Genomic DNA, 25345 nt, shown 5'->3' with positions numbered 1-25345 from the left:
ATCCCGTGCAAACCGCCTGTACAGAGCAGCAACCATTGCGTTACGGGCGCCCTCTCGGGCATGCTCCGGGGAATCCCGCGGCGGACCCTCCGCCGGGATCTGGGCGAAGGAGGCGTGCCGCCGTACCCTTGCGGGTATGGGGTTGGGAAGACGATTCCCGGACACACAGCTCCGCCGCACCCTGTTGTCCCCCATAGAGGATAAAAACGCCGAGACAGCCATGGCCGGTCACGAATTCTTCGAACCCGCGGACCGCAAGCGGCCCGTCGCCGAACCTACGGCGGCCGAGCCCCTGGCGGCCGAAGAGCCACGCCAGTCGTGCGACCCAGCCTTCAAGCACGGCGTCGTCGTCGGCTTCGACGGCTCCACCTCCAGCGAGCGCGCCCTCGCCTACGCCATCGGCATGGCCTGTCGACTGGGTTCCGGCCTGGTCATCGTGCACGTCGCCAACCGCCTGCCCACCACGGTGTGGGCCGGGTGCGAACCCCCGGTCTTCGTCGACGTGCCGGACCACCGCACCGAGGTGCTCGGTCTGGAGCTGGCGTGCGCCGACTACCTCGCCGAGGTGCCCTGGATCCTGGTCGAGCGCGGCGGCGACATCTGCCACGAACTCGAAGAGGTGGGGCGGGAGTACGAGGCGGACGCCATCGTCGTCGGCTCCAGTCACGGTCTGGTCGGGCGCCTCTTCGGCTCCGTGGCGGGCCGGCTCGCCAAGCGGGCGAAACGGCCCGTGGTGGTCATTCCGTGACCTGTCGGGCTGAACCGGCTCTCCGGTCATTCCGGACGGCATGAACGACAGGACGGCCCCCGCGTGCGGTGACACACGCGGGGGCCGTCGCGGTGGGGAACCGGGTGCCTACTCGACCGTCACCGACTTGGCGAGGTTGCGGGGCTTGTCGATGTCCCGGCCCAGGGCCAGCGCCGTGTGGTAGGCGAGGAGCTGGAGCGGGATGCCCATGAGGATCGGGTCCAGCTCGTCCTCGTTCTTCGGGACGACGATCGTGTGGTCGGCCTTCTCCTGCTCCTGGTGGGCGACGGCGAGGATCTGACCGCTGCGGGCCTTGATCTCCTCCATGGCCGCGCGGTTCTTCTCCAGCAGGTCGTCGTCCGGCACGATCGCGACCGTCGGCAGGGCCGGCTCGATCAGGGCGAGCGGGCCGTGCTTCAGCTCGGAGGCCGGGTAGGCCTCGGCGTGGATGTAGGAGACCTCCTTCAGCTTCAGGGAGGCCTCACGGGCGACCGGGTAGCCGCGGACGCGGCCGATGAAGAGCATCGAGCGGGCGTCGGCGTACTGCGCGGCCAGCTTCTTGACGTCCTCCTCCTGCTTCAGCATCTCCTCGATCTGCGCGGGCAGCTTGCGCAGGCCCTCGATGATCCGCTTGCCGTCGCGCACCGACAGGTCGCGGGTGCGGCCCAGGTGCAGGGCGAGCAGCGCGAAGGCCACGCAGGTGTTGGTGAAGCACTTGGTGGACACCACGCACACCTCGGGCCCGGCGTGCACGTACATGCCGCCGTCGGCCTCGCGGGCGATCGCCGAGCCCACGACGTTGACGATGCCGAGGACCCGGGCGCCCTTGCGCTTCAGCTCCTGCACGGCGGCGAGCACGTCGTAGGTCTCGCCGGACTGGGAGACGGCGATGTACAGGGTGTCAGGGTCCACGACCGCGTTGCGGTAGCGGAACTCGGAGGCCGGCTCGGCGTCGGCGGGGATGCGGGCCAGCTCCTCGATCATCTGGGCGCCGATCTGGCCCGCGTGGTAAGAGGTGCCGCAGCCGAGGATCTTCACGCGGCGCACGGCGCGGGCGTCGCGGGCGTCCAGGTTGAGGCCGCCGAGGTGCACGGTGGAGAAGCGGTCGTCGATCCGGCCGCGCAGCACGCGGTCCACGGCCTCGGCCTGCTCGTGGATCTCCTTGTGCATGTAGGTGTCGTGGCCGCCCATGTCGTAGGAGGCGGCCTCCCACTCCACGGTGGTGGGCTCGGACGTGGTGCGGGTGCCCTCGGTGGTGTAGGTGCGGAAGTCGTCGGCCTTGAGGGTGGCCATCTCGCCGTCGTCGAGCGTGACTATCTGCCGGGTGTGGGCGACCAGCGCGGCGATGTCCGAGGCGACGAACATCTCCTTCTCGCCGATGCCGAGGACGACCGGCGAGCCGTTGCGGGCGACGACGATGCGCTCGGGGAAGTCCGCGTGCATCACGGCGATGCCGTACGTGCCCTCGATGACCCGCAGGGTCTCGCGGACCTTGTCCTCGAGCTTGACGGCCTCGGAGCGGGCGATGAGGTGGACGAGGACCTCGGTGTCGGTCTCGGAGAGGAACTCGACGCCGTCCGCCTCCAGCTTGCGGCGCAGGTCGGCGGCGTTGTCGATGATCCCGTTGTGGACGACGGCGACCTTGTTGTCGGCCGACATGTGCGGGTGGGCGTTCACGTCGGAGGGGGCGCCGTGGGTGGCCCAGCGGGTGTGGGCGATGCCGGTGGTGCCCTTGAAGCGCGCCGGGACCTTGGCCTCCAGGTCGCGCACCCGGCCCTTGGCCTTGACCATCCTCAGGCCGGTCGCCTTCGGGGAGGTGACGACGATGCCCGCCGAGTCGTAGCCGCGGTACTCCAGGCGCTGCAAACCCTCCAGGAGCAGGGGTGCGACGTCACGCTTGCCGATGTATCCGACGATTCCGCACATGTGTCCGTGTCCCTCGTGTCCTTCTCGGCCGGCTCAGCCGTAGACGATGCGGCGCAGCTGACGGAGCGACAGCTCCGGCGGCGCGACCGCGCGGTATTTCAGTTCCGCCTCGATCCGTTCGAAGATCGTCGCGTTCACCAGGCCCTGGGCCTGGAGCTCGCGGTGGCGGCGACGGACGTACTCCTCGGTCGTCTCGTCGAAGTAGGCGAGCACGTCCTGGACCACACGCAGTGCCTCGCCCCGGCTCAGGGGGGTGGACCGCGTCAGATGATCAACGAGTTCGTCGTGCACCCGGTAGATCCTGGGGTAAGGGAGACGCTTGCGCAAGAATCCTGCCCGAAATCGGGCAGGGGTGGGTGTGTCTGTGGTGCCGCTGTGTCTACATCCGCTTCAGAACCGCCTGCTTCGCCAGGGTGAACTCCTCGTCCGTGAGCACCCCGGAGCGGTGCAGTTCGCCCAGCTCCCGCAGCCGGCGCAGCAGCGCGTCGTGGTCGTCCTCGGCGGCCGGGACCGGGGCCGGGGCCGGGACCGGAGCGGGCTCGGCCGGCTCCCCGTCCGGGCGGGCGTCCGCCAGGGCGGCGCGGGCGGCCGGGTGCGGGAGGCGGGCCTGCACGGCCGCGGCCACCAGGGCCATCAGCGGGTCCCGCTTGAAGCCCCACAGCTCCACCGCGTTGGGGTCGTACTTCGGCGGCACCTTGCTCGGCGCAGCCCGCACGGTGAAGCGCAGGTGGCCGTTCTCCAGGCCCACCGTCGGCTGCCACTCCACGGCGACGATGTCGGCGAGCGGCAGGGTGCGCGGCCCGGCGGCCGACTTGGAGTCCTCCGCCTGCCACTTCCACTCCAGGCGCACCCGCTCCCCGTCGAAGCTCGCGACGCCGTCCCCGGCCGACACCGACAGCGGCACCGAGGGTCCCGGCAGCAGGTACGCGTCCACGGGACCGGACGGGACCTGTTCGAGGAGCAGCGCGTTGCGCACCTCGTCCACGACGTACTCGGCCACGCCGTACCGGTCGGGCTCCACCAGGAGCTGGTACGGGTCGTGCGGCTCGGTCAGCCGGCCGCCCGTCGCCTGCAGCAGGGGGTCGGCGCCGTCCCGCAGCCGGAGCCTGAGCCGCCCCGCCTTCTTCCCCTGCTCGAACGATATGCCCGCCAACGCGCCCAGCGGCACGAGCAGTTCACCCAGCTCCCGGCGGAGCAGACCGACGTTCTTGTCCCGCCCCGGCGTCAGCCGCAGGGCGTCGCCGTCGAAGACCCACGTTCCGTCCTTCTGGATGATTTCCGTCATGCGGGGATTGTTTCATCGCTCCCGCGGGCGGTGATGGTGCGGGAGAGTGGTCCGCACCTGTCTCCAACACCCAGGGCGCAGACCTTGATTGCACTCATCGCGAAGGGAGCGCGCACGTGAGACCTCATCGACGGCACCACAGAACGACTCCCCGCATCACCCGGCTGCTGGGTTCGCTGCTGCTGGTGGCGGCGGTCGGCGCCATGACCACCGGAGCCTCGGCGGGCCGGGGCGCGGCCGCGGAACCCACGCCCCTCGACCAGGTGATCCCGGCCCCCGTCTCGGTCGACCCCGGCGGCGCCCCGTACCGCATCACCCGCGGTACCCACATCCGCGTCGACGCGTCGCGCGAGGCCCGCCGCGTCGGCGACTACCTCGCGGACCTCCTGCGGCCCGCCACCGGCTACCGGCTCCCCGTCACCACCCACGGCCACGGCGGCATACAACTGCGCCTGGCCGAGGGACCGTACGGCGACGAGGGCTACCGCCTGGACAGCGGCGGCTCGGGCGTCACCATCACCGCCCGCAAGGCCGCCGGCCTCTTCCACGGCGTCCAGACCCTGCGCCAACTGCTGCCCCCCGCCGTCGAGAAGGACTCCGTACAGCCCAGCCCCTGGCTGGTCGCCGGCGGCACCGTCGAGGACAGCCCGCGCTACGCCTGGCGCAGCGCCATGCTCGACGTCTCCCGGCACTTCTTCACCGTCGAGGAGGTCAAGCGCTACATCGACCGGGTCGTGCGCTACAAGTACAACAAGCTCCACCTCCACCTCAGCGACGACCAGGGCTGGCGCATCGCCGTCGACTCCTGGCCGCGCCTGGCCACCTACGGCGGCTCCACCGAGGTCGGCGGCGGGCCCGGCGGCTCCTACACCAAGGCGGACTACCGGGAGATCGTCCGCTACGCCGCCTCCCGCCACCTGGAGGTGATCCCCGAGATCGACATGCCGGGCCACACCAACGCCGCCCTCGCCTCCTACGCGGAGCTGAACTGCGACGGCGTGGCGCCCCCGCTCTACACCGGCACCAAGGTCGGCTTCAGCACGCTGTGCGTGGACAAGGACGTCACCTACGACTTCGTGGACGACGTCCTCGGCGAACTCGCCGCGCTCACCCCCGGCCGCTACCTGCACATCGGCGGCGACGAGGCGCACTCCACCCCGCACGCCGACTTCGTGGCGTTCATGAAGCGGGTGCAGCCGATCGTCGCCAAGTACGGCAAGACGGTCGTCGGCTGGCACCAGCTGGCCGGCGCCGAGCCGGCCGAGGGCGCGCTGGTCCAGTACTGGGGACTGGACCGCACCAGTGACACGGAGAAGGCCGAGGTCGCCGAGGCCGCCAGGAACGGCACCGGGCTGATCCTCTCCCCGGCCGACCGGACCTACCTGGACATGAAGTACACCAAGGACACCCCGCTCGGCCTGTCCTGGGCCGGCTACGTCGAGGTGCAGCGGTCCTACGACTGGGACCCGGCCGCCTATCTGCCGGGCGCCCCGGCCGAAGCGGTCCGCGGGGTCGAGGCCCCGCTGTGGACGGAGACCCTCTCCGACCCCGACCAGCTCGACTTCATGGCCTTCCCGAGGCTGCCGGGCGTCGCCGAGCTGGGCTGGTCGCCCGCCTCGACGCACGACTGGGACACCTACAAGGTGCGGCTCGCCGCGCAGGCGCCGTACTGGGAGGCGGCGGGGATCGACTACTACCGCTCCCCGCAGGTGCCCTGGCCCGCCGCGGGGTGAACGCCCGACGGGCACCCCGGAGGACCGTCTCCGGGGTGCCCGCCCGTCCGCGGGGGCCGGGCGGCTACCGGCCCGCCAGGGGGTTCTTCAGGTGGCCGACGAGCTGGAGCGCGCCGGAGGGGTCGGCGAGGTCCACCATCTGCCGGTTGTCGCGAAGCTGGAGCCGGTTGAGGCAGGACAGCGCGAACTCGGGCGCGAACATGTCGTACCGCGCGAACTTGTCCGCCAGCTCCGGCACCGACTCCTGGTACTCCCGGGTGACCTCCGCGACCGTCCGCCAGAAGACGTCCTCCTCCACGATCCCCTCCTCCGCGAGGTTCGCGGCGAGGAAGCGGAAGAAGCAGTCGAAGACGTCCGTGAAGATCGACAGGAGCTTCTTGTCGTCCGGCACGTCCACCGCGATGCGGGAGACCTCCGGCGGCAGCACCGCGTCCGGGTCCATCACCGCGATCTCCTCGGCGATGTCCTTGTAGACCGCCCGCCGCACCACCCCGTCCTCCAGCACGAGGATCACGTTCTCGCCGTGCGGCATGTACACCAGGTCGTAGGCGTAGAAGCTGTGCAGCAGCGGGACGTAGTAGGCCCGCAGGTAGTGCCGCAGCCACTCGGCGGGCGCGAGCCCCGACCGCTCGATCAGCGCGCCCGCGAAGGAGGCGCCCTCGTGGTCGACGTGGACCAGGGAGGCCATGGTGGCGAGCGTCTCGCCCTCCCGCAGCGAGGGCACCGGGCTCTCCCGCCACAGCGCCGCCAGCATCTTGCGGTACGGCGAGTAGCGGTCGGTGGCCCGCTCGTACTCCAGGTGCCGGTAGCCGACGGCCGCCCGCTCCCGGATGATGCTCACCCCCGTCGCCCTGAGCACCGGGTCGCCCTCGATCAGCCGGGCCAGCCAGTCGTTGATGGCCGGGGTGGCCTCCATGTACGCCGCCGACAGTCCGCGCATGAAGCCCATGTTGAGGACGGACAGGGCCGTCTTCACGTAGTGCTTCCCGGGATGCGAGGCGTTGAAGAAGGTGCGGATGGACTGCTGGGCCAGGTACTCGTCGTCGCCCTCGCCCAGGCAGACCAGGTGCCCGCGGGCGACCTCGGCGGCGAAGGTGACGGTGAGCTTGTTCCACCACTGCCAGGGGTGGACCGGGATGAGCAGGTAGTCGGCCGGGTCCAGGCCGCGCCCGCGCAGCACCCCGTAAAACCGGTCGACCGTGGCGTCGCCCAGCTCGTCCCGGACGAAGGACTCGTACTCGATGCCCACGCCCGCCGTGAACGCGGCCCGCGAGCGGTGCGCGGCCAGCCACACCAGCCGGACCGGGCTCGCGGTCTCCGGCGCGTACGACAGGTACTCGTGGATGCCGAAGCCGAGCCGTCCGTTGTTGGCGACGAAGCAGGGGTGGCCCTCGGTCATGCCGGTCTCGACGGCCTGGAAGCCGCCGCGGGCCAGCTCGGCGGAGGTGACCTGCGGCTTGGTCAGCTTGTAGCAGGTGCCGGAGAGGGTGGAGGAGATCTCCTCCAGGTAGACCGGCAGGATCTCGTCGCTCAGGCCCAGGGTCTGCTTCAGCTCGATGAAGAAGTCCAGGGCGGCGAGCGGGATTTCGACGCCGTCGCGGTGACGGGTGATCGAGTCGGCGGCCACCTGCCAGTGGTCCAGCCGGCGCAGGGTCGCCGTGAAGCGGTAGGCGGTCTGGCCGTCGTCGCTGCGCACGACGTATGCCGCCCCGTCCGGCTCGGGGGCCAGCAGCCGCTCGTGGGCGAACTCGGCCAGCGCCTTGCGGACCAGGAGGCGGTTGGCCCGCTCCCAGCGCTCGGGGCTCAGGTGGGCGACGGCGTCGGCGAGGCTCATGCGGACACCGCCCTCTCGAACTGCTCGCGGGTGCAGAAGCTCAGCAACGCCTTCTTCTCCGGCTTCTGGATCTCGCGCGCGGGCACGAATCCGACGGCTGCGTTCAGGGCGTGGACGGCGGTGTTGGTGACGTCCGGCTCGACGACGACCCGCCGGGTGGCCGGGTCGGCGAACAGCTCGGTCATCACGGCGGTGATCACGGCGCGGGTGAAGCCGTGCACGGGCCGGTCGGTCGGCGCGACGAGGAAGTGCATGCCGACGTCGCCCGGCTCGGGCTCGTACAGCCCGACCAGCTCGCGGTGGGCGGGGTCGTAGCGCTCCATCAGGAAGGCCGGGACGCCGTCGTGCAGGCCGAGGTGGGCCTGCTGGTGCTCGTCGGCGGCCAGCTCCATGTACGCCCGCTCGACGTCCACCAGTTTCGCGTCCTGCATCATCCAGAACGCGGACTTGGGGTGGGTGAGCCAGCCGTGCAGCAGCACGGCGTCGTTCAGCGGGTCGACGGGGCGCAGCGTCAGCGCCCCGACGGCGGTGGCGGTGGTGCTCATACGGCGAACTCCTGGAACGCGATCGTCTTCTCGACCGGGTAGTACTCGGTGCCCAGCAGCTCCCGGACGATGCAGCTGTTGCGGTAGGCGCCCATGCCCAGGTCGGGGCTGGTGACGCTGTGCGCGTGGACGCCGGCGTTCTGCAGGAAGACGCCGCTTCCCGTGACGTCCACGGCGTAGTTGCGGGCGATGTTGAAGTTGCCCCGGGAGTCGTAGCGCAGCCGGTCGCGGACGGGCTTGAGGAACTCCGGCTCGGTGTAGCGGTAGCCGGTGGCCAGCACCAGGCCCTCGGTCTCGATCTCGAAGTCCTCGCCCTGCTCCTCCTGGCGGAAGCCGAGCGTGTAGGTGCCGTCCGCGTAGCGGGCGCTGGTGAGCGCGGAGTTGGTGAGCAGCCGGGTGGGGACGGGACCGCCGAGCCGCTTCTGGTAGAGCAGGTCGAAGATCTCGTTGATCAGGTCGCCGTCGATCCCCTTGAACAGGCCCTTCTGCTCGCCGGCGAGGCGGTAGCGGGTGTCCTCGGGCAGCGCGTGGTAGTAGTCCACGTACTCCGGCGAGGTCATCTCCAGCGTGAGCTTGGTGTATTCGAGGGGGAAGAAGCGCGGGGAGCGGGTGACCCAGTTGAGCCGGTAGCCGTGGACGTCGATCTCGCCCAGCAGGTCCCGGTAGATCTCGGCGGCGGACTGCCCGCTGCCGACCAGCGTGATCGACTTCTTCTTCACCAGCTCCGACCGGTGCTGGAGGTAGCGGGAGTTGTGGAGGAAGTCGCCCGCCAGTCCCCGGCAGGCGTCCGGGACGTACGGCGGGGTGCCGGTGCCCAGGACCAGGCGGCGGGCGCGGTAGGTGTCGCCGGAGGTGGTGGCGACGGCGTACAGCTCCTCGCGCTCGTCGTAGGTGACCTCGGTGACCGTGGTGGAGAAGCGGATGCTGCTCAACCGGTGCGCGGCCCAGCGGCAGTAGTCGTCGTACTCGACGCGCAGCGGGTAGAAGTTCTCGCGGATGTAGAACGAGTAGAGACGGCCCTTCTCCTTCAGGTAGTTGAGGAAGGAGTACGGCGAGGTCGGGTCGGCCAGCGTGACCAGGTCCGACATGAAGGGGGTCTGGAGGTGGGCGCCGTCCAGGAACATGCCGGCGTGCCACTCGAAGTCGGGCTTGGACTCCAGGAAGACGCCGTTCAGCTCGGCGATGGGCTCGGTGAGGCAGGCCAGGCCGAGGTTGAAGGGACCGAGGCCGATCCCGACGAAGTCGTAGGCGGCACTGGCTTCAGGAAGCGCGGTCAAGGGAGTCTCCCAGGTACTGCTCGGCGTGGCCGGCGATCAGGTCGAGGACGGCGGCGATGTCGGCCGGGGTCGTCTCGGGGTTGAGCAGGGTGAACTTCAGGTAGTGGCGTCCGGCCACCTTGGTGCCCGCGACCACGGCGTCGCCGGAGGCGAACAGGGCCTTGCGGGCGTAGAGGTTGGCGCGGTCGATCTCGGCGGGGTCGGTGACGGCCGCCGGGACGTGGCGGAAGACCAGGGTGGAGAGCGACGGCTCGACGACCACGTCGAAGCGCGGGTCGGCGGCGAGCAGCTTCCAGCCCTCGGCGGCCAGGTCGCAGACCTCGTCGAAGAGTTCGCCGATGCCGTCGGCGCCCATGACGCGCAGGGTCGTCCACAGCTTGAGCGCGTCGAAGCGGCGGGTGGTCTGGAGGGACTTGTCCACCTGGTTGGGGATGCGCTCCTGCACCATGCGGCGCGGGTTGAGGTACTCCGCGTGGTAGGTGGCGTGGCGCAGGGTGGCCGCGTCCCGGACCAGCACGGCCGACGAACTCACCGGCTGGAAGAACGACTTGTGGTAGTCCACGGTGACCGAGTCGGCCCGCTCGATGCCGGCGATGCGGTCCCGGTACTTGAGGGAGGCGAGCAGCCCGCAGCCGTAGGCCGCGTCCACGTGCATCCACACGCCGTACTGCTCGCACAGCCCGGCGATCTCGGGCAGCGGGTCGATGGAGCCGAAGTCGGTGGTGCCGGCGGTGGCGACGACGGCCATCGGGACGAGGCCGTCCCGCACGCAGCGCTCCAGCTCCCGGGCGAGGGCGACGGCCTGCAGACGCTTGTCGTGGTCGACGGGGACCGATACGACGGCGTCGGGGCCCAGACCGAGCAGTTTCGCCGACTTCTTCACGCTGAAGTGGCTCACCTCGGAGGCGAAGATCCGCAGGTCGGCCAGTGACTCGGCCTTCGCCTCCTCGCGGGCGAGCAGCAGCGCCTGGAGGTTGGACTGGGTGCCGCCGGAGGTGAACACGCCGTCGGCGGCCGGGCCGAGGCCGATCCGCGCGGTGGTCCAGTCGATCAGTTTCCGCTCGATGAGCGTGCCGCCGGCCGACTGGTCCCAGGTGTCCAGGGAGGAGTTGACGGCGGACAGGACCGCCTCGCCGAGCAACGCCGGTATCACGACCGGGCAGTTGAGGTGGGCGAGGTAGCGGGGGTGGTGGAAGTAGACGGCGTCGCGGAGGTAGACGTCCTCCAGCTCGTCGAGGACCGCGGCCGTGTCGCGCAGGGGCCGGTCGAGGTCGATCCCGTCGATGCGCCGGGAGAGGGCGTCGACCGCGACACCGGTGAACGGGCGGTCGGTGGTGGCGATTCTGGCGGCCACCCGCTCGACTCCTTCGGTCACGGAGCGGCGGTACTGCTCCGCGGTGGTGTCGTTGAGCAGGTGCGAGCGCATGTGGGGGTCCTCCGGTGGGGACGGTCCGAGAGGGCGGGAGAGGGCTGAACCCTCCCCCGCTTCAACTTAGGTTAGCCTAACCTAACTCAAATGGATCACGCGTGTGCCGGTGGGTGATCACGGTCACGGTGACTCCGCGCCGGGGGTCAGGCCTGCTCGCGGAGTTGTTCCTCCGTCAGGCCCCGGCGCCAGTAGCCGACGAAGGTGACGCGCCGGCGGTCGACGCCCCGCTCGCCCACGAAATGCCGGCGGAGCTGCTTGACGCACCCGGACTCGCCCGCGAGCCAGACGTAGGGGTGCTCGGCGGGCGAGAGCTGTGCGGCGCGGAGGGCGGCGAGGGATGCCCCGGGTCCGCCGCCGTCGGCGTCCCGGACCAGCCAGGTGACCTCGGCGTCGGCGGCCGTGTCGAGGTGCTGCACGTCCTCGGCGTGCGGCACCTCCAGCCAGACCCGGGCGCGGGTGCCGGCGGGCAGCGACTCCACCACCGCGCAGGCGGCCGGTACGGCGGTCTCGTCGCCCCAGATCACCACGAGGTCGGTGTCCCCGGGCGGCCGGAAGCGGATCGCCCGGTTGTCGGCGACGGCGGGGCCCAGCACCAGCACGCGGTCGCCGGGGGCGGCGTCGGCGGCCCAGCGGGCGGCGGGGCCCGGCTGGATGCCCGACCCCGGTTCCACGCCGTGCAGGACGAAGTCGACGTCGATCTCGGCGGTGTGCCCCTCGTCGTCCCGGCGCAGCGCACGCAGCGTGTACGAGCGCATCACGGCCCGTACGTCCTCCGGGAGTTCGCGCCAGCCCTGCCACCAGCCGTCGCCCAGCTCCACGGGGACCGCGGGCTCCGCCTGCCCCGGGTGCGGCAGGAACAGCGACAGCGACTGGTCGAGGCCGTCGGAGCGGAAGGCGCTCAGGTCGGGCCCCGCGAGGGTGACCCGGGCCAGGGACGGGCCGAGCCGCCTCGTCCGTACGACCTGGAGCGAGAAGAAGCGGAACGGGGCGGCCACGGCCGTCGTCATGAGGGGCTCCGGGGAAGGGGGGGTGGGTCAGCCGACCTTCTTGGCGTTCTCGATCGCCTCGGCCAGGTTGTCCAGCAGGGGCGTGCACTTGTCGTAGGACAGGATCGGCTCGGGGGAGCGGGCGATGACCTGGCCGGCCTTGACCGCGGGGAGCTTCTTCCAGGTGCCCTCGGTGATGTCGGCGGGCTGGATGGTGGAGGCGCGGTCGTCCATGATGATGACGTCGGCCGGGTACTTGTCGACGTTCTCCCAGCTCAGGGACTCGAACCAGCCGCCGGTGGCCTTCTTGGCCGCCTCGGAGGGCTCCACGAAGTTCACGCCGAGGGCCTTGAAGTACTCCAGGTCCACCGAGAGGTTGGTGCCGGAGACGTAGAACAGGTCGGGGCTCGCGGAGCCGGCCAGCACCCGGATCTCGGGCCGGGCCTTGGCGGCGGCGCGCAGCCGGGCGGCGGCCTTGTCGAAGGCGGCCTTGGCGTCGGTGACCTTCTTGGCCTTCATGTCTCCGCCGAGCGACTCGGCCAGCTCCCACATGCGCTGGAGCGGCTGGGTGAGCTGCCGGTCGAAGACGGAGATCGCCACGCTCGGGGCGAGCTTGGCGATCTTGTCCTTCGACTCCTCCGGGACGGACCACAGGGTGCCCGCGGTGTCGAACGTCGTGGTGATGAGCACCTCGGGGGCGAGGGAGGCGTACTTCTCGACGTTGAGCTTGCCCCACTCGTTGCCGAGGACGGTGACCTTGTCCACGTCGAGGTCGCCGGCCTGCACGTCGGGCTTGCCGTCCTTGGTCGTGGTCGGGCCGAAGACGCCCTTGACCTGGACGCCGTAGTCGTGGAGGGCGGCGGCGACGCCGGTGAACGCGACGATGTTCGCCGGCACCTTGTCCAGCTTCACGGTCGTGCCGCGGTCGTCCTTGAAGGACCAGGGGCCCGACGTGGCGTTGCTGTTCGACCCGTCGCCCGAGCCGCCGCTCCTGCCGTCGTCGTCCCCGCAGGCCGCGAGCACGGCACCGAGGCCGAGGGCGCCACCGGCGGCGAGGATTCCGCGGCGGGTGGGGTGAAGGGCTCTGGCGTTGGACATGGTGGTGACTGCCTTCGAACGGTGCGGAGCGTCGCGCTCTGCGGGACAATTCGAAGGTAGGTTAGCCTAACCTCAGATCTTGTCCAGGGGTGGGGCCCTGCGGCCCCGCCCCCGGCCCTCCGGGTCAGCTCACCAGACCCAGCTCCCGCGCGATCAGCATCCGCTGGACCTCGCTGGTGCCCTCGCCGATCTCCAGGATCTTCGCGTCCCGCCACATGCGGGCCACCGGGTACTCGTTCATGAAGCCGTAGCCGCCGTGGATCTGGGTGGCCTCCCGGGCGTTGTCCACCGCGACCGTCGACGAGTACAGCTTCGCCAGAGCCGCCTCCTTCTTGAACGGCTCGCCCGCCACCAGCCGCGAGGCCGCGTCCCGCCAGGCGAGGCGGGACGTGTGGGCCTTCATCTCCATGTCGGCGATCTTGAACTGGATGGCCTGGTTGGCGCCGATGGGCTTGCCGAAGGCGTGACGTTCCTTCGCGTAGGCGACCGACTCGTCCACGCAGCCCTGCGCGAGCCCCGTGCCCAGCGCGGCGATCGCCACCCGGCCCTCGTCCAGGATGCGCAGGAACTGCGCGTAGCCGCGCCCCTGTTCGCCCAGCAGGTTCGCGGCCGGGACCCGGACGTCGGCGAAGGACAGCTCACGGGTGTCCGACGCGTTCCAGCCGACCTTCGAGTACGGGGCGGCCACCGTGAAGCCCGGGGTGCCCGATGGCACGATGATCGACGAGATCAGGGGCCGGCCGTCGGGCTTGCGCCCGGTGACCGCCGTGACCGTCACCAGGCCCGTGATGTCCGTGCCGGAGTTGGTGATGAAGCACTTGGTGCCGTTGACGACCCACTCGTTCGTCGCCTCGTCCAGGCGGGCCGTCGTCCGGGTCGCGCCCGCGTCGCTGCCGCCGTCGGGCTCGGTGAGGCCGAACGCGCCCAGGATCTCGCCCGAGCAGAGCCGGGGCAGCCACTGCCGCTTCTGCTCCTCGGTGCCGAAGAGGTGGACCGGCATCGCGCCCAGCGAGACGCCCGCCTCCAGGGTGATCGCCACCGACGAGTCGACCCGGGCCAGCTCCTCCAGGGCGATGCCGAGGGCGAAGTAGTCGCCGCCCATGCCGCCGTACTCCTCGGGGAACGGCAGCCCGAACAGGCCCATGCGGCCCATCTCGCGGACGATCTCGTACGGGAACTCGTGCCGCTCGTAGAAGTCGCCGATCTTCGGCGCCACCACGTCGTGCGCGAACGCCTCGACCGTGCGGCGCAGTTCTTCCAGTTCCGGGGAGAGCTTGTGGTCCATGCTGTTCACGACTCCTGGTGGGAGAGGGCTCGAACGGTGCGGGACGGGCTGGGCCGGCCCAGGTGGGCGGCCATCCAGACGCTTGTGGCGACGAGACGGCCGAGGTCGACCCCGGTGTCGATGCCGAGGCCGCGCAGCATCCACACGAGGTCTTCGGTGGCGAGGTTGCCGGTGGCGGACTTCGCGTACGGGCAGCCGCCGAGGCCCCCGGCGGAGGCGTCGACCGTGGTGACGCCCTGCTGGAGCGCGGCCAGGGTGTTGGCCAGGGCCTGGCCGTAGGTGTCGTGGAAGTGGACGCCCAGCGCCGAGACGGGCACACCGGCCTCGGACAGCGCGCCGAGCAGGGCCGTCACATGGCCGGGGGTGGCCACCCCGATGGTGTCGCCGAGGCTCAGCTCGTCGCAGCCCATGTCCAGCAGGGCCCGGCAGACCCGCACGACCTGGGGGACCTGGACCGGGCCCTCCCACGGGTCGCCGAAGCACATCGAGAGGTAGCCGCGCACGTGGACGTCCTGCCCCTTCGCCCGGGTCACCACCGGCTCGAACATGGCCAGCGCCTCGTCCACCGTGCGGTTGAGGTTCGCCCTGGCGAAGGACTCCGTGGCACTGGCGAACACCGCGACGCGGCGCGCGCCGAGCGCGAGGGCCCGGTCCAGGCCCTTCTCGTTCGGCACCAGCACCGGGAGCGACACCGGCAGGCCGGAGATCTCCGGGTACAGCTCCTCCGCGTCCGCCAGTTGGGGGACCCACTTGGGGTGGACGAAGCTCGTCGCCTCGATCGTGGTCAGGCCCGTGCCCGCCAGCCGGCGGACGAACTCCGCCTTCACGGCCGTCGGCACGGTCGCCTTCTCGTTCTGCAGCCCGTCGCGGGCGCCGACCTCGTGGATGCGGACGCGGGCGGGCAGGCCGTTCGCCGGTACGGGCATCGGGAGGCCAAGCTCCGGGGTGTTCATGCCCTCTCCTCCTCCTCGACGGGGGTGATGACGGCGAGCACCTGGTCCATGGCGACCGTCGTGCCCGGCGCCACGTCCAGCTCGGCGACGGTGCCGGCGTGCGGGGCGGAGACGACGTGCTCCATCTTCATCGCCTCCACCACCAGCAGGCTCTGCCCGGCGCTCACCTCGTCGCCGACGGCGACCTTCACCACCGTCACCGTGCCCGGCATCGGCGCGGTCAGCGAGTCGGCGCCCGCGTGGGCGGCCCGGTCGAGGGAGGCGGCGACCGGGTCGTGGTCGCGTACGTGCCAGGCGTCGCCGTCGCGGCCCAGCCAGTCGGCGGCACGGTGGAAGGTGTGCCGCACGCCGTCCAGGGTGACCGTCACCCGGTCCCCGGTGACGGTGTGGGTGCCGCGGGGGGTGTGGGTGACGGGTTCGTCTCCCGGCACCCGCAGCGGGAAGGCCGCCGGCTTCGGCTCGCCGCCCATCCGCCAGCCGCTCGGCACCGAGAACGGGTCCGTCCAGCCGTCCCCGCGCGGGCGCAGCGCCTCCAGCCGTACGGCCGCCGCCGCCTCGTACACCGCCTCCGGTACGCCGGTGGCGACCAGGGAGTCGACCTCGCGCTCCACCAGCCCCGTGTCCAGCTGGCCCGCCACCACCGCCGGGTGCGCGAGCAGCCGCCGCAGGAACCCGGCGTTGGTCGGCACGCCCAGGGTGACCGTCCCGGCCAGCGCCGCCCGGAGCCTGCGCAGCGCGGTCTCCCGGTCGGGGCCGTGGGCGATCACCTTGGACAGCATCGGGTCGTACAGGCTGCCCACCTCGGTGCCCTCGCTGAGCCCCGAGTCGGTGCGCACGCCGTCGCCCTCGGGCTCGCGCAGCCGCAGCACCGTGCCGCCGGAGGGGAGGAAGCCCCGCGCGGGGTCCTCTGCGCACAGGCGGGCCTCGATCGCGTGGCCGGTCAGCCGGACGTCCTCCTGCGCGAATCCCAGCCGCTCACCCGCCGCCACCCTGAGCTGCCACTCCACCAGGTCCAGGCCGGTCACCAGCTCGGTCACCGGGTGCTCGACCTGGAGGCGGGTGTTCATCTCCATGAAGTAGTACTGCGAGGGGTCGCCGCCCGGCACGATGAACTCCACCGTGCCCGCGCCCCGGTAGCCGCAGGAGCGGGCCGCCTGCACGGCCGCCTCGCCCATCGCGGCCCGCGTCGCCTCGTCCAGCAGGACGCTCGGCGCCTCCTCGATCACCTTCTGGTGCCTGCGCTGGAGCGAGCACTCGCGCTCGCCCAGGTGCACGACGTTGCCGTGGCCGTCGGCCAGGACCTGGATCTCGATGTGCCGGGGACGGTCGATCCACCGTTCCACCAGGAGCGTGTCGTCGCCGAAGGAGGCGCGGGCCTCGCGGCGCGCGGCGGCGATCTCGTCGGCCAGCAGGGACGCGTCGCGCACCAGCCGCATGCCCTTGCCGCCGCCGCCCGCCGAGGGCTTGAGCAGCACCGGGGTGCCGATCTCGCGCGCCGCGTCGGCGAGCTGCGCGTCCGTGAGCCCGCTGCCGCTGGAGCCGGGCACGACCGGCACGCCTGCCGCCTTCACCGTCTCCTTGGCGCGGATCTTGTCGCCCATCAGCGCGATCGCGTCGGCGGGCGGCCCGATGAAGACCAGCCCCGCCTCCTCGCAGGCCCGTGCGAAGGCGGCGTTCTCGGCGAGGAAGCCGTACCCGGGGTGGACCGCCTGCGCGCCCGTCCGGGCCGCCGCCGCCAGCAGACGCTCGACGGACAGGTAGCTCTCCGCCGCCGGTGCCGGGCCGATCCGTACCGCCTCGTCGGCCTCCCGCACGTGCCGCGCGTCCGCGTCGGCGTCGGAGAAGACCGCCACCGAGCGCACGCCCATGGCGCGCAGGGTCCGGACGACGCGGACGGCGATCTCGCCCCGGTTGGCGACGAGCACGGTGTCGAACATGCGCGGCGTCTTGGTGTCCGGCGTCTCGTTCGTGTTCTGCACGGGTCCCCTCCTCACATCCGGAAGATGCCGAACTGGGGCTCGCCCAGCGGCGCGTTGGCACACGCGGTCAGGGCCAGGCCCAGCACCTGCCGGGTGTCGGCGGGCTCGATCACGCCGTCGTCCCACAGGCGGGCGGTCGCGTAGTAGGCGTTGCCCTGGTGCTCGTACTGGGCGCGGATCGGAGCCTTGAAGGACTCCTCCTCCTCGGCCGGCCAGTCCTCCCCGCGGGCCTCCAACTGGTCCCGCTTGACCGTGGCCAGCACGGACGCGGCCTGCTCGCCGCCCATCACGGAGATCTTGGCGTTGGGCCACATCCACAGGAAGCGCGGCGAATAGGCCCGCCCGCACATCGAGTAGTTCCCCGCGCCGTACGACCCGCCGACCACCACCGTCAGCTTCGGCACGCGCGTGCACGCCACCGCCGTGACCATCTTGGCTCCGTGCTTGGCGATGCCGCCGGCCTCGTAGTTGCGGCCCACCATGAACCCGGAGATGTTCTGCAGGAAGACCAGCGGGATGCCGCGCTGGTCGCACAGCTCGACGAAGTGGGCGCCCTTCTGGGCCGACTCGGAGAACAGGATGCCGTTGTTGGCGACGATGCCGACCGGGTGCCCGTGGATCCGGGCGAAGCCGGTGACCAGGGTCTGCCCGTACTCGGACTTGAACTCGGCGAAGCGGGAGCCGTCCACCACGCGGGCGATGACCTCGCGGACGTCGTAGGGGGTGCGGGAGTCGACCGGCACCGCGCCGTACAGGCTCCCGGGGTCCACCTTGGGCTCGACGGACGCCTGAACGCCCCAGGGGAGCGGGCCGCGCTCGGGCAGGGTGGAGACGATCTGCCGCACGATGCGCAGGGCGTGCCCGTCGTCCTCGGCGAGGTGGTCGGTCACGCCGGACACCCGCGAGTGGACCTCGCCGCCGCCCAGTTCCTCCGCCGTGACCACCTCACCGGTGGCCGCCTTCACCAGCGGGGGGCCGCCCAGGAAGATCGTGCCCTGGCCCCGGACGATCACCGCCTCGTCGCTCATCGCCGGGACGTACGCCCCGCCCGCCGTGCAGGAACCGAGGACGGCGGCGATCTGCGGGATGCCGGCGCCGGACATGCGGGCCTGGTTGTAGAAGATCCGCCCGAAGTGCTCGCGGTCGGGGAAGACCTCGTCCTGCATCGGCAGGAAGGCGCCCCCCGAGTCCACCAGGTACAGGCACGGCAGCCGGTTCTCCAGCGCCACCTCCTGCGCCCGCAGGTGCTTCTTCACGGTCATCGGGTAGTACGTGCCGCCCTTGACGGTGGCGTCGTTCGCCACGATCACGCACTCCCGGCCGCTGACCCGCCCGATCCCGGCGACGACCCCGGCCGCCGGGGCCGCTCCGTCGTAGAGCCCGTCGGCCGCGAGCGGCGCCAGCTCCAGGAACGGCGAGCCCGGATCGAGCAGCGTGTCGACGCGGTCGCGCGGCAGCAGCTTGCCGCGCGCCGTGTGCCGGGCCCGCGCCCGCTCGCCGCCGCCGAGCCGGGCGGCGGCGAGCTTGGCGCGCAGTTCCCGAACGAGGGCGGCGTGCGCCTCCTCGTTGGCCCGAAAGGCCTCGGAGGCGGGATCCGCCGCCGTCGTCAGCTCCGGTGCCTCGTGCATCCTGCGGTCCCCTCACCCAGTGATCGACCAGTTAATGAGCGTTAACGCATTTCCCTAAGGTTAACGACCGCTAACCTCCCTGTCTAGAATCGTCTTCATGGCCACCAGAACCGATGCCCCCACCCGCCGCGAGCAGATCCTCAAGGAGGCCGCCCGGCTCTTCGCCGAGCGCGGCTTCCACGGGGTCGGCGTCGACGAGATAGGCGCCGCGGTCGGCATCAGCGGCCCCGGTCTCTACCGGCACTTCCCCGGCAAGGACGCGATGCTCGCCGAGCTGCTCGTCGGGATCAGCGACTCGCTGCTGACCGGGGCGAAGCGGCGGCTGGCCGAGGACGGGGCGGCCGGTGCCGAGGCGGTCCTCGACTCGCTCATCGAGGGGCACATCGACTTCGCGCTCGACGACCGCCCGCTCATCACCCTGCACGACCGCGAGCTGGACCGCCTGCGGGACGCCGACCGCAAGATGGTGCGGCAGTTGCAGCGGCAGTACGTCGAGCTGTGGGTCGGGGTGCTCCGGGAGGTCTACCCGGCGGTCGCCGAGCCCGCCGCCCGCTCCGCCGTCCACTCGGTCTTCGGCCTCCTCAACTCCACCCCCCACCTGGGCCGCCCCGGACGCGCGGTGACGGCGTCCCTGCTGCACCGGATGGCGCGGGGGGCGTTCGCGGCGGTGGGGGAGGCGTAGGGGGCGCTTCCTCCCGGAGGTGGGAGTGACGAGGGTTACCCGCGTCCCGGTCTGGACGCCTCTGGCTACCCGCCGGTACCGTTGACTCTGAGCAAGCGCTTAGACATTCGTATCCTGGAGGTGGCGCGGTGCGCCGTACGGTGTTCAACGAGGACCACGAGGCGTTCCGGGAGACCCTGCGCGCCTTCATCGAGGCCGAGGTCGTCCCCGTCTACGACGAGTGGTTCGCCGCGGGCCAGGCGCCGCGCGACTTCTACTACAAGCTCGGCGAGCTGGGCATCTTCGGCATCAACGTGCCCGAGGAGTACGGCGGCGCCGGCATGGACAGCCACAAGTTCGAGGCCGTCCTCTACGAGGAGACCGCCCGCGCCGGCGTGCAGTTCGGCGGCTCCGGCGTCCACGTGCTGCTCGCCCTGCCCTACATCAACATGCTGGCCACCGACGAGCAGAAGAAGCGCTACCTGCCGAAGTTCGTCACCGGCGAGGAGATGTGGGCCATCGCGATGACGGAGCCCGGCACCGGCTCCGACCTCGCCGGCATGAAGTCCACCGCCAGGCTCTCCGAGGACGGCACCCACTACGTCCTCAACGGCGCCAAGACCTTCATCACCGGCGGCGTGCACGCCGACCGCGTCATCGTCTGCGCCCGCACCGCCGCGCCCACCGCCGAGGACCGCCGCCACGGCATCTCCCTGTTCGCCGTGGACACCAAGTCCGAGGGCTACTCGGTCGGCCGCAAGCTGGACAAGCTGGGCCTGCGCACCTCCGACACCGCCGAGCTGGCCTTCGTCGACGTCAAGGTGCCCGTCGAGGACCTGCTCGGCGAGGAGAACAAGGGCTTCTCCTACCTCGGCCACAACCTCGCCTCCGAGCGCTGGGGCATCGCCTTCGGCGCCTACGCCCAGGCCAAGGCCGCCGTCGAGTTCGCCAAGCGGTACGTGCAGGAGCGCACCGTCTTCGGCAAGCCGGTCGCCCACTTCCAGAACACCAAGTTCGAGCTGGCCGCCTGCCAGGCCGAGGTGGACGCCGCCGAGGCCGTCGCCGACCGCGCCACCGAGGCCCTGGACGCCGGGGAACTGACCCCCGCCGAGGCCGCCAGCGCCAAGCTGTTCTGCACCGAGGTCGCCCACCGCGTCATCGACCGCTGCCTCCAGCTCCACGGCGGCTACGGCTACATGAACGAGTACCCGATCGCCCGCCTGTACGCGGACAACCGCGTCAACCGCATCTACGGCGGCACCAGCGAGGTCATGAAGATGATCATCGCGAAGAACATGGGCCTGTAGACCGGTCCCCGGACCGCGAAGCCACCGGCCATGAGCGAAGCACTCCAGTCCCTCCTCGACCTGCTCGACCTCGAGCGGATCGAGGAGGACATCTACCGCGGCCGCTCCCGGTCCGCCGTCGTCCCCCGGGTCTTCGGCGGACAGGTGGCGGCGCAGGCCATGGTCGCCGCGGGCCGCACGGTCCCCGGCGACCGGCACGCGCACTCCCTGCACGCGTACTTCCTGCGCCCCGGCGACCCCGGCGCCCCCATCGTCTACAACGTCGACCGGCTGCGCGACGGCCGCTCCTTCACCACCCGCCGTGTCGTCGCCGTCCAGCACGGCAAGCCGGTCTTCACCCTGTCGGCGTCCTTCCAGACGTACGAGGAGGGCCTCGACCACCAGGCGCCCATGCCGCCCGCGCCGGACCCGGCGACCCTCCCCACCGGCGAGGAGCGGCTGCGGAGCTACCCGCACCTGCCCGCCGACACCGTCGAACGCCTCCTGGAGACCCGGGCCGCCGTGGACCTGCGCCACGTCGACGACCCGCCCTTCGGCGCCTTCGGCACCCCGCGCGAACCGCACTCCCAGGTGTGGTTCCGCACCAACGGCAAGCTCGGGGACGACCCCCTGCTGCACGTCGTCCTCGCCACCTACGTCTCCGACATGACCCTGCTCGACTCGGTCCTGCTCGCGCACGGCCGCGGCGGCTGGGCGGTCGGCGACGTCGTCGGGGCCTCCCTGGACCACGCCATGTGGTTCCACCGGCCCTTCCGCGCCGACGAATGGCTGCTGTACGACCAGCAGTCGCCGTCCGCGTCCGGCGGCCGGGGCCTGGGCCAGGCGCGCATCCACACCCAGGACGGCCGGCTCGCCGTCTCGGTCGTCCAGGAGGGCGTGGTCCGCGTCCCCCGGTGACGGTGCCTACCGCAGCCCCGCCTCCGTCAGCAGGTACGCCGTCATCGGGTCGTAGTGGCGCGGGCTGACCACGTGGTCGTCCAGCGGCACCGCCACCTGGAGGGTGCCCTCGGACTCGGCGAGGAAGAGGGCCGGGTCGTTGCAGTCCGCGTAGCCGACGGAGTCGACCCCGTGCTGGGCGGCGTACCCGGCCCAGCCGTGGTCGGCGACCACCAGGTCCGGCAGGGGGCGGCCCTCGCGCTCCAGGCCGGTCAGGATGGCCTTCATCGGCTCGCCCGAGTGGGTGTGCCACAGCGAGGCCCCGTGTTCGAGCACCGAGACGTCCGCGAACTGCTGGACGTACCCCTCCTCGGTCGTCAGCCCCTCCGGGATTACCACGATCTCGCAGCCCGCGGCCCGCAGCGCGGCGGCCGTCGCGCGGTGCACGTCGAGCAGCCCGCCGGGGTGGCCGGTCGCGAACAGCACCCGCTGCCCGCCGTCGGCCGCCTTGCGCAGCCGCCCCGCCATCCGCTCCAGCGCGGAGACGGTCAGCTCCGGGTCGATCGTGTCCTGGCCGTACCGGTACTCCGGGTCGTCGTTGACCCCGACCCGCTCCGCCATCACCGCGAGCACGTCCTGCTCGTCGCTCCAGCGCTCGCCCAGCTCCAGACCGAGCCAGAAGTGCCGGTCGCCGTTCGCCAGCTTCCGGTAGTGGGAAAGATTGTTCTCGCGGGGAGTGGCGACATCGCCCGCGATGCGCGTCCTGACGAGGTGCTCGGCGAGTTCGGCGCGGCTGGGTGTCCCGGGTATCGGCATGGCTCCATTGTGTAGCAGCCGGGCCGCGGACAGCAGCCGGTCCCGGCGGGACGGCCGACGGGTAGCCGATTCCACCAGTCCCGGGGGCGCGTATGGACGGAATGTACATGTCGCGGCGGGATTTCGTCCCTCTAGTCTGCGACGACCGGCCGGCCGGCTCGCCAGTACAGTCGGACGGCAGCAGCACATACGCGACGAAGCGCACGAAGCGTACGAAGGAAGGCAGTGCATGAGCAGCAACGAGACGCCCCGCGGTCCCGTCGACTCCTCCCGGGTCCCGCGGTACGCCGGACCCGCGACCTTCGCCCGGCTCCCGCGCCTGGACGAGGTCGCAACCGCCGACGTCGCCGTCGTGGGCGTGCCGTTCGACTCGGGCGTCTCCTACCGCCCCGGCGCCCGCTTCGGCGGCAACGCCATCCGCGAGGCCTCCCGCCTGCTGCGCCCCTACAACCCGGCCCAGGACGCCTCCCCCTTCGCCCTCGCCCAGGTCGCGGACGGCGGCGACATCGCCGTGAACCCCTTCAACATCCACGAGGCCGTCGAGACGATCGAGGCCGCCGCCGACGACCTCCTGGACACCGGCGCCCGCCTGATGACCCTGGGCGGCGACCACACCATCGCCCTCCCGCTGCTGCGCTCGGTCGCCAAGAAGCACGGCCCGGTCGCCCTGCTCCACTTCGACGCCCACCTGGACACCTGGGACACCTACTTCGGCGCCGAGTACACCCACGGCACCCCCTTCCGCCGCGCCGTCGAGGAAGGCGTCCTCGACACCTCCGCCCTCTCCCACGTCGGCACCCGCGGTCCCCTGTACGGCAAGAAGGACCTCACCGACGACGAGAAGATGGGCTTCGGCATCGTCACCTCCGCCGACGTCTACCGGCGCGGCGCCGACGAGGTCGCCGACCAGCTCCGCCAGCGCATCGGGGACCGCCCGCTGTACGTCTCCATCGACATCGACTGCCTCGACCCCGCCCACGCCCCCGGCACCGGCACGCCCGAGGCCGGCGGCATGACCTCCCGCGAGCTGCTGGAGATCCTGCGGGGCCTCGCCTCCTGCAACCTGGTCTCGGCCGACGTCGTCGAGGTCGCCCCCGCCTACGACCACGCGGAGATCACGTCGGTGGCCGCGTCCCACACCGCCTACGAACTGACCACCCTCATGTCCCGCCGGATCGCCGAGGACCGTTCCCAGTGACCCACGACCACGACCTGGTCCTCCGTCCGACCGCCGCCCAGACGGAGGCCGCGCTCCATCCTCCCGCCGGCCGCACCGGCGGAGACCTGGTCGTGGAGTCCCTGGCCGCGCTCGGCGCGACCACCGTCTTCGGCCTGCCCGGCCAGCACGCCCTGGCCGCGTTCGACGCACTGCGCCGCTCCGGCCTGCGCCACGTCGGCCTGCGGGTGGAGAACAACGCCGGTTTCGCCGCCGACGCCTACGGCCGGGTCACCGGCGAGGCGGCCCCGCTGCTGCTGTCGACCGGCCCGGGCGCGCTCACCGCCCTGGCCGCCCTCCAGGAGGCGCGGGCGGCCTCGGCGCCCGTCCTGGCGATCGGCAGCCAGGTCCCCGCGGCGGGCCTGGGCGGCGGCCGCCACGGCTACCTGCACGAACTGCCGGACCAGGCGGCCTCGTTCCGGGGCGTGGTGAAGTCGGTCCACACCGCCCGCACCCCGTCCCAGATCCCGTCCGCGATCGCCGAGGCGTGGACGTCCGCGCTGACCGTCCCGCACGGACCGGTGTGGGTGGAGATCCCGCAGGACGTCCTCGAGGCCGAGACGTCGCTCCCGGTGGTGACCGGCGGCGACACCTTCCCCGAGGAACTGCCCCCGCGCCCCGAGCTGACGGCGGTCGCCGCCGACCTGCTGACCCGCGCGGAGCGCCCCGCCGTCATCGCGGGCGGCGGTGTGGTGCGGGCCGACGCCTCGAAGAAGCTCCGGCAGCTCGCCGAACGCCTCCAGGCCCCCGTGGTCACGACCTTCGGCGGCAAGGGCGCCTTCCCCTGGACCCACCCCCTCTCCCTCCAGTCCTGGCTGGAGGACCGCCACACCACCGACTTCCTGGAGGACGCGGACGTCCTGCTGGTGGTCGGCTCGGGACTCGGCGAACTCTCCTCCAACTACCACACGTTCGCGCCGCGCGGCCGGGTGATCCAGATCGAGGCCGACCTCGGCAAACTGGAGTCCAACCACCCGGCCCTCGGCATCCACGCCGACGCCCGCCTCGCGCTCCAGGCGCTGCTGGAGACGGTGGAGGAGCCGCGTACCGACCCGACCGCACCGGAACGCGTGCGCGGGGTCCTGGACAAGGTCCGCGCACGCATCGCCGCCCAGGAACTCACCCTGGAACAGGACGTCCTGGCCGCGGTGCGCGCCGCCCTGCCGAAGAACGCCCCGTCCTTCTGGGACATGACGGTCCTCGCCTACTGGGCCTGGTCGGCCTTCGACGCGCAGGCCCCGGGCACCATGCACTCCGCCCAGGGTGCCGGCGGCCTCGGCTACGCCTTCCCGGCGGCCCTCGGCGCCGCCGTCGCCGACCCCACCCACCCGGTGCTGGCCGTCTCGGGCGACGGCGGCGCCCTGTACTCGGTCGCCGAACTGGCCACCGCCCGCCAGTACGGCCTGAACGTCACCTGGCTGATCGTCGACGACGGCGGTTACGGCATCCTGCGCGCGTACATGACCGACGCCTTCGGCGAGCCCACGGCGACGGACCTGCCCGGCCCCGACTTCGCCGCCCTGGCCGAGTCGTTCGGGGTGCCGGGCGTCCGGACGTCGCCGGAGACCCTGGAGACGGACCTCGCCAAGGCACTGGCGACGCCGGGGCCCTCGGTGGTCGTCCTCCCCGCCGAGCTGCGGATGTTCGCGCCGACGCACCGGGGCTGAGCGGTCGGCCGCGCCACGGGATCGCGCGCGGCCGACGACCGGAGCCGTCGTGGTGGGCGGGGGCGCTCCGCGCGGCCCGCACGGCCGCCCCCTGCC

The 25345-nt window shown here is 71.9% G+C and carries 21 protein-coding genes; 7 read left to right on the top strand and 14 right to left on the bottom strand.

Annotated elements, in window-relative coordinates:
* The first annotated feature begins 220 nt into the window (after nucleotides 1–220).
* Complete coding sequence (locus Sdi02f_RS34855; RefSeq protein ID WP_030400077.1) at nucleotides 221–748, top strand: universal stress protein; 528 nt, start codon at nucleotides 221–223, stop codon at nucleotides 746–748.
* Between the two features lie 108 nt (nucleotides 749–856).
* Here Sdi02f_RS34855 and glmS read toward each other — a convergent pair whose 3' ends face one another.
* The 3 genes from glmS to Sdi02f_RS34840 all read right to left on the bottom strand — a co-directional run bounded on the left by glmS (nucleotide 857) and on the right by Sdi02f_RS34840 (nucleotide 3959).
* On the bottom strand, nucleotides 857–2674 hold the full coding sequence (glmS, locus tag Sdi02f_RS34850) for a glutamine--fructose-6-phosphate transaminase (isomerizing) (protein WP_030400076.1): 1818 nt from the start codon (nucleotides 2672–2674) through the stop codon (nucleotides 857–859).
* A gap of 33 nt (nucleotides 2675–2707) precedes the next feature.
* The gene (locus Sdi02f_RS34845) at nucleotides 2708–2965 is read right to left on the bottom strand and encodes a hypothetical protein (protein ID WP_003976012.1); all 258 of its coding nucleotides are present in this window, start codon (nucleotides 2963–2965) and stop codon (nucleotides 2708–2710) included.
* 88 nt (nucleotides 2966–3053) lie between these two features.
* Nucleotides 3054–3959, bottom strand: coding sequence for a DUF4429 domain-containing protein (locus Sdi02f_RS34840; RefSeq protein ID WP_031184518.1), 906 nt, complete (start codon nucleotides 3957–3959; stop codon nucleotides 3054–3056).
* A 116-nt stretch (nucleotides 3960–4075) separates the two neighbouring features.
* On the opposite strand from Sdi02f_RS34840, the gene Sdi02f_RS34835 reads away from it, so the two are divergent.
* A complete protein-coding gene (locus Sdi02f_RS34835; protein WP_108934023.1) occupies nucleotides 4076–5692 on the top strand; it encodes a beta-N-acetylhexosaminidase in 1617 nt (538 codons plus the stop codon).
* Nucleotides 5693–5756: 64 nt separating this feature from the next.
* On the opposite strand, the gene Sdi02f_RS34830 is transcribed toward Sdi02f_RS34835, so the two are convergent.
* From Sdi02f_RS34830 to Sdi02f_RS34785, 10 genes are all read right to left on the bottom strand, one after another.
* Entirely contained in the window at nucleotides 5757–7526 is a 1770-nt protein-coding gene (locus tag Sdi02f_RS34830; RefSeq protein ID WP_108934022.1) for an IucA/IucC family protein, read from the bottom strand.
* Nucleotides 7523–8071, bottom strand: coding sequence for a GNAT family N-acetyltransferase (locus Sdi02f_RS34825; protein ID WP_030400072.1), 549 nt, complete (start codon nucleotides 8069–8071; stop codon nucleotides 7523–7525). Before Sdi02f_RS34825 ends, Sdi02f_RS34830 begins: the two co-directional genes overlap by 4 nt.
* The gene (locus Sdi02f_RS34820; RefSeq protein WP_108934021.1) at nucleotides 8068–9348 is read right to left on the bottom strand and encodes a lysine N(6)-hydroxylase/L-ornithine N(5)-oxygenase family protein; all 1281 of its coding nucleotides are present in this window, start codon (nucleotides 9346–9348) and stop codon (nucleotides 8068–8070) included. Before Sdi02f_RS34820 ends, Sdi02f_RS34825 begins: the two co-directional genes overlap by 4 nt.
* Complete coding sequence (gene desA, locus Sdi02f_RS34815) at nucleotides 9332–10774, bottom strand: lysine decarboxylase DesA (RefSeq protein WP_108934020.1); 1443 nt, start codon at nucleotides 10772–10774, stop codon at nucleotides 9332–9334. The genes Sdi02f_RS34820 and desA overlap by 17 nt, the downstream gene beginning before the upstream one ends.
* Nucleotides 10775–10920: 146 nt before the next feature.
* The gene (locus Sdi02f_RS34810) at nucleotides 10921–11784 is read right to left on the bottom strand and encodes a siderophore-interacting protein (protein ID WP_174843387.1); all 864 of its coding nucleotides are present in this window, start codon (nucleotides 11782–11784) and stop codon (nucleotides 10921–10923) included.
* A gap of 27 nt (nucleotides 11785–11811) precedes the next feature.
* On the bottom strand, nucleotides 11812–12861 hold the full coding sequence (gene desE / locus Sdi02f_RS34805) for a siderophore-binding protein DesE (protein ID WP_030400068.1): 1050 nt from the start codon (nucleotides 12859–12861) through the stop codon (nucleotides 11812–11814).
* A gap of 124 nt (nucleotides 12862–12985) precedes the next feature.
* Entirely contained in the window at nucleotides 12986–14146 is a 1161-nt protein-coding gene (locus tag Sdi02f_RS34800) for an acyl-CoA dehydrogenase family protein (RefSeq protein ID WP_030400067.1), read from the bottom strand.
* Between the two features lie 5 nt (nucleotides 14147–14151).
* Nucleotides 14152–15099 carry a hydroxymethylglutaryl-CoA lyase gene (locus tag Sdi02f_RS34795; RefSeq protein ID WP_030400066.1) on the bottom strand — a complete coding sequence of 316 codons (948 nt, stop codon included), beginning with the start codon at nucleotides 15097–15099 and terminating at the stop codon, nucleotides 14152–14154.
* A complete protein-coding gene (locus tag Sdi02f_RS34790; protein WP_030400065.1) occupies nucleotides 15096–17036 on the bottom strand; it encodes an acetyl-CoA carboxylase biotin carboxylase subunit in 1941 nt (646 codons plus the stop codon). The genes Sdi02f_RS34795 and Sdi02f_RS34790 overlap by 4 nt, the downstream gene beginning before the upstream one ends.
* Before the next feature lie 53 nt (nucleotides 17037–17089).
* Nucleotides 17090–18706 carry a carboxyl transferase domain-containing protein gene (locus Sdi02f_RS34785; protein ID WP_030400064.1) on the bottom strand — a complete coding sequence of 539 codons (1617 nt, stop codon included), beginning with the start codon at nucleotides 18704–18706 and terminating at the stop codon, nucleotides 17090–17092.
* Nucleotides 18707–18803: 97 nt separating this feature from the next.
* On the opposite strand from Sdi02f_RS34785, the gene Sdi02f_RS34780 reads away from it, so the two are divergent.
* The 3 genes from Sdi02f_RS34780 (at nucleotide 18804) to Sdi02f_RS34770 (ending at nucleotide 21571) form a co-directional block, all read left to right on the top strand.
* On the top strand, nucleotides 18804–19388 hold the full coding sequence (locus tag Sdi02f_RS34780) for an SACE_7040 family transcriptional regulator (protein ID WP_030400063.1): 585 nt from the start codon (nucleotides 18804–18806) through the stop codon (nucleotides 19386–19388).
* A 128-nt stretch (nucleotides 19389–19516) separates the two neighbouring features.
* Nucleotides 19517–20674 carry an acyl-CoA dehydrogenase family protein gene (locus tag Sdi02f_RS34775; protein ID WP_030400062.1) on the top strand — a complete coding sequence of 386 codons (1158 nt, stop codon included), beginning with the start codon at nucleotides 19517–19519 and terminating at the stop codon, nucleotides 20672–20674.
* A gap of 30 nt (nucleotides 20675–20704) precedes the next feature.
* The gene (locus Sdi02f_RS34770) at nucleotides 20705–21571 is read left to right on the top strand and encodes an acyl-CoA thioesterase (protein WP_030400061.1); all 867 of its coding nucleotides are present in this window, start codon (nucleotides 20705–20707) and stop codon (nucleotides 21569–21571) included.
* 6 nt (nucleotides 21572–21577) lie between these two features.
* On the opposite strand, the gene Sdi02f_RS34765 is transcribed toward Sdi02f_RS34770, so the two are convergent.
* On the bottom strand, nucleotides 21578–22366 hold the full coding sequence (locus Sdi02f_RS34765) for a phosphatase (RefSeq protein WP_053638437.1): 789 nt from the start codon (nucleotides 22364–22366) through the stop codon (nucleotides 21578–21580).
* Between the two features lie 229 nt (nucleotides 22367–22595).
* Between Sdi02f_RS34765 and speB the strand changes: the two genes are divergently transcribed.
* Complete coding sequence (gene speB / locus Sdi02f_RS34760) at nucleotides 22596–23564, top strand: agmatinase (protein WP_030400059.1); 969 nt, start codon at nucleotides 22596–22598, stop codon at nucleotides 23562–23564.
* Nucleotides 23561–25249 (top strand): thiamine pyrophosphate-binding protein, encoded by a 1689-nt coding sequence (locus Sdi02f_RS34755; protein WP_108934019.1) that lies wholly within the window; start codon nucleotides 23561–23563, stop codon nucleotides 25247–25249. The genes speB and Sdi02f_RS34755 overlap by 4 nt, the downstream gene beginning before the upstream one ends.
* Nucleotides 25250–25345: the final 96 nt, after the last annotated feature.

The sequence above is a fragment of the Streptomyces ardesiacus genome, from assembly GCF_003112575.1.
In the GTDB taxonomy this organism is placed as follows: Bacteria; Actinomycetota; Actinomycetes; order Streptomycetales; family Streptomycetaceae; genus Streptomyces; species Streptomyces ardesiacus.
Note: the sequence above shows the minus strand (reverse complement) of the source record. Positions and strands in the feature narration are given on the sequence as shown.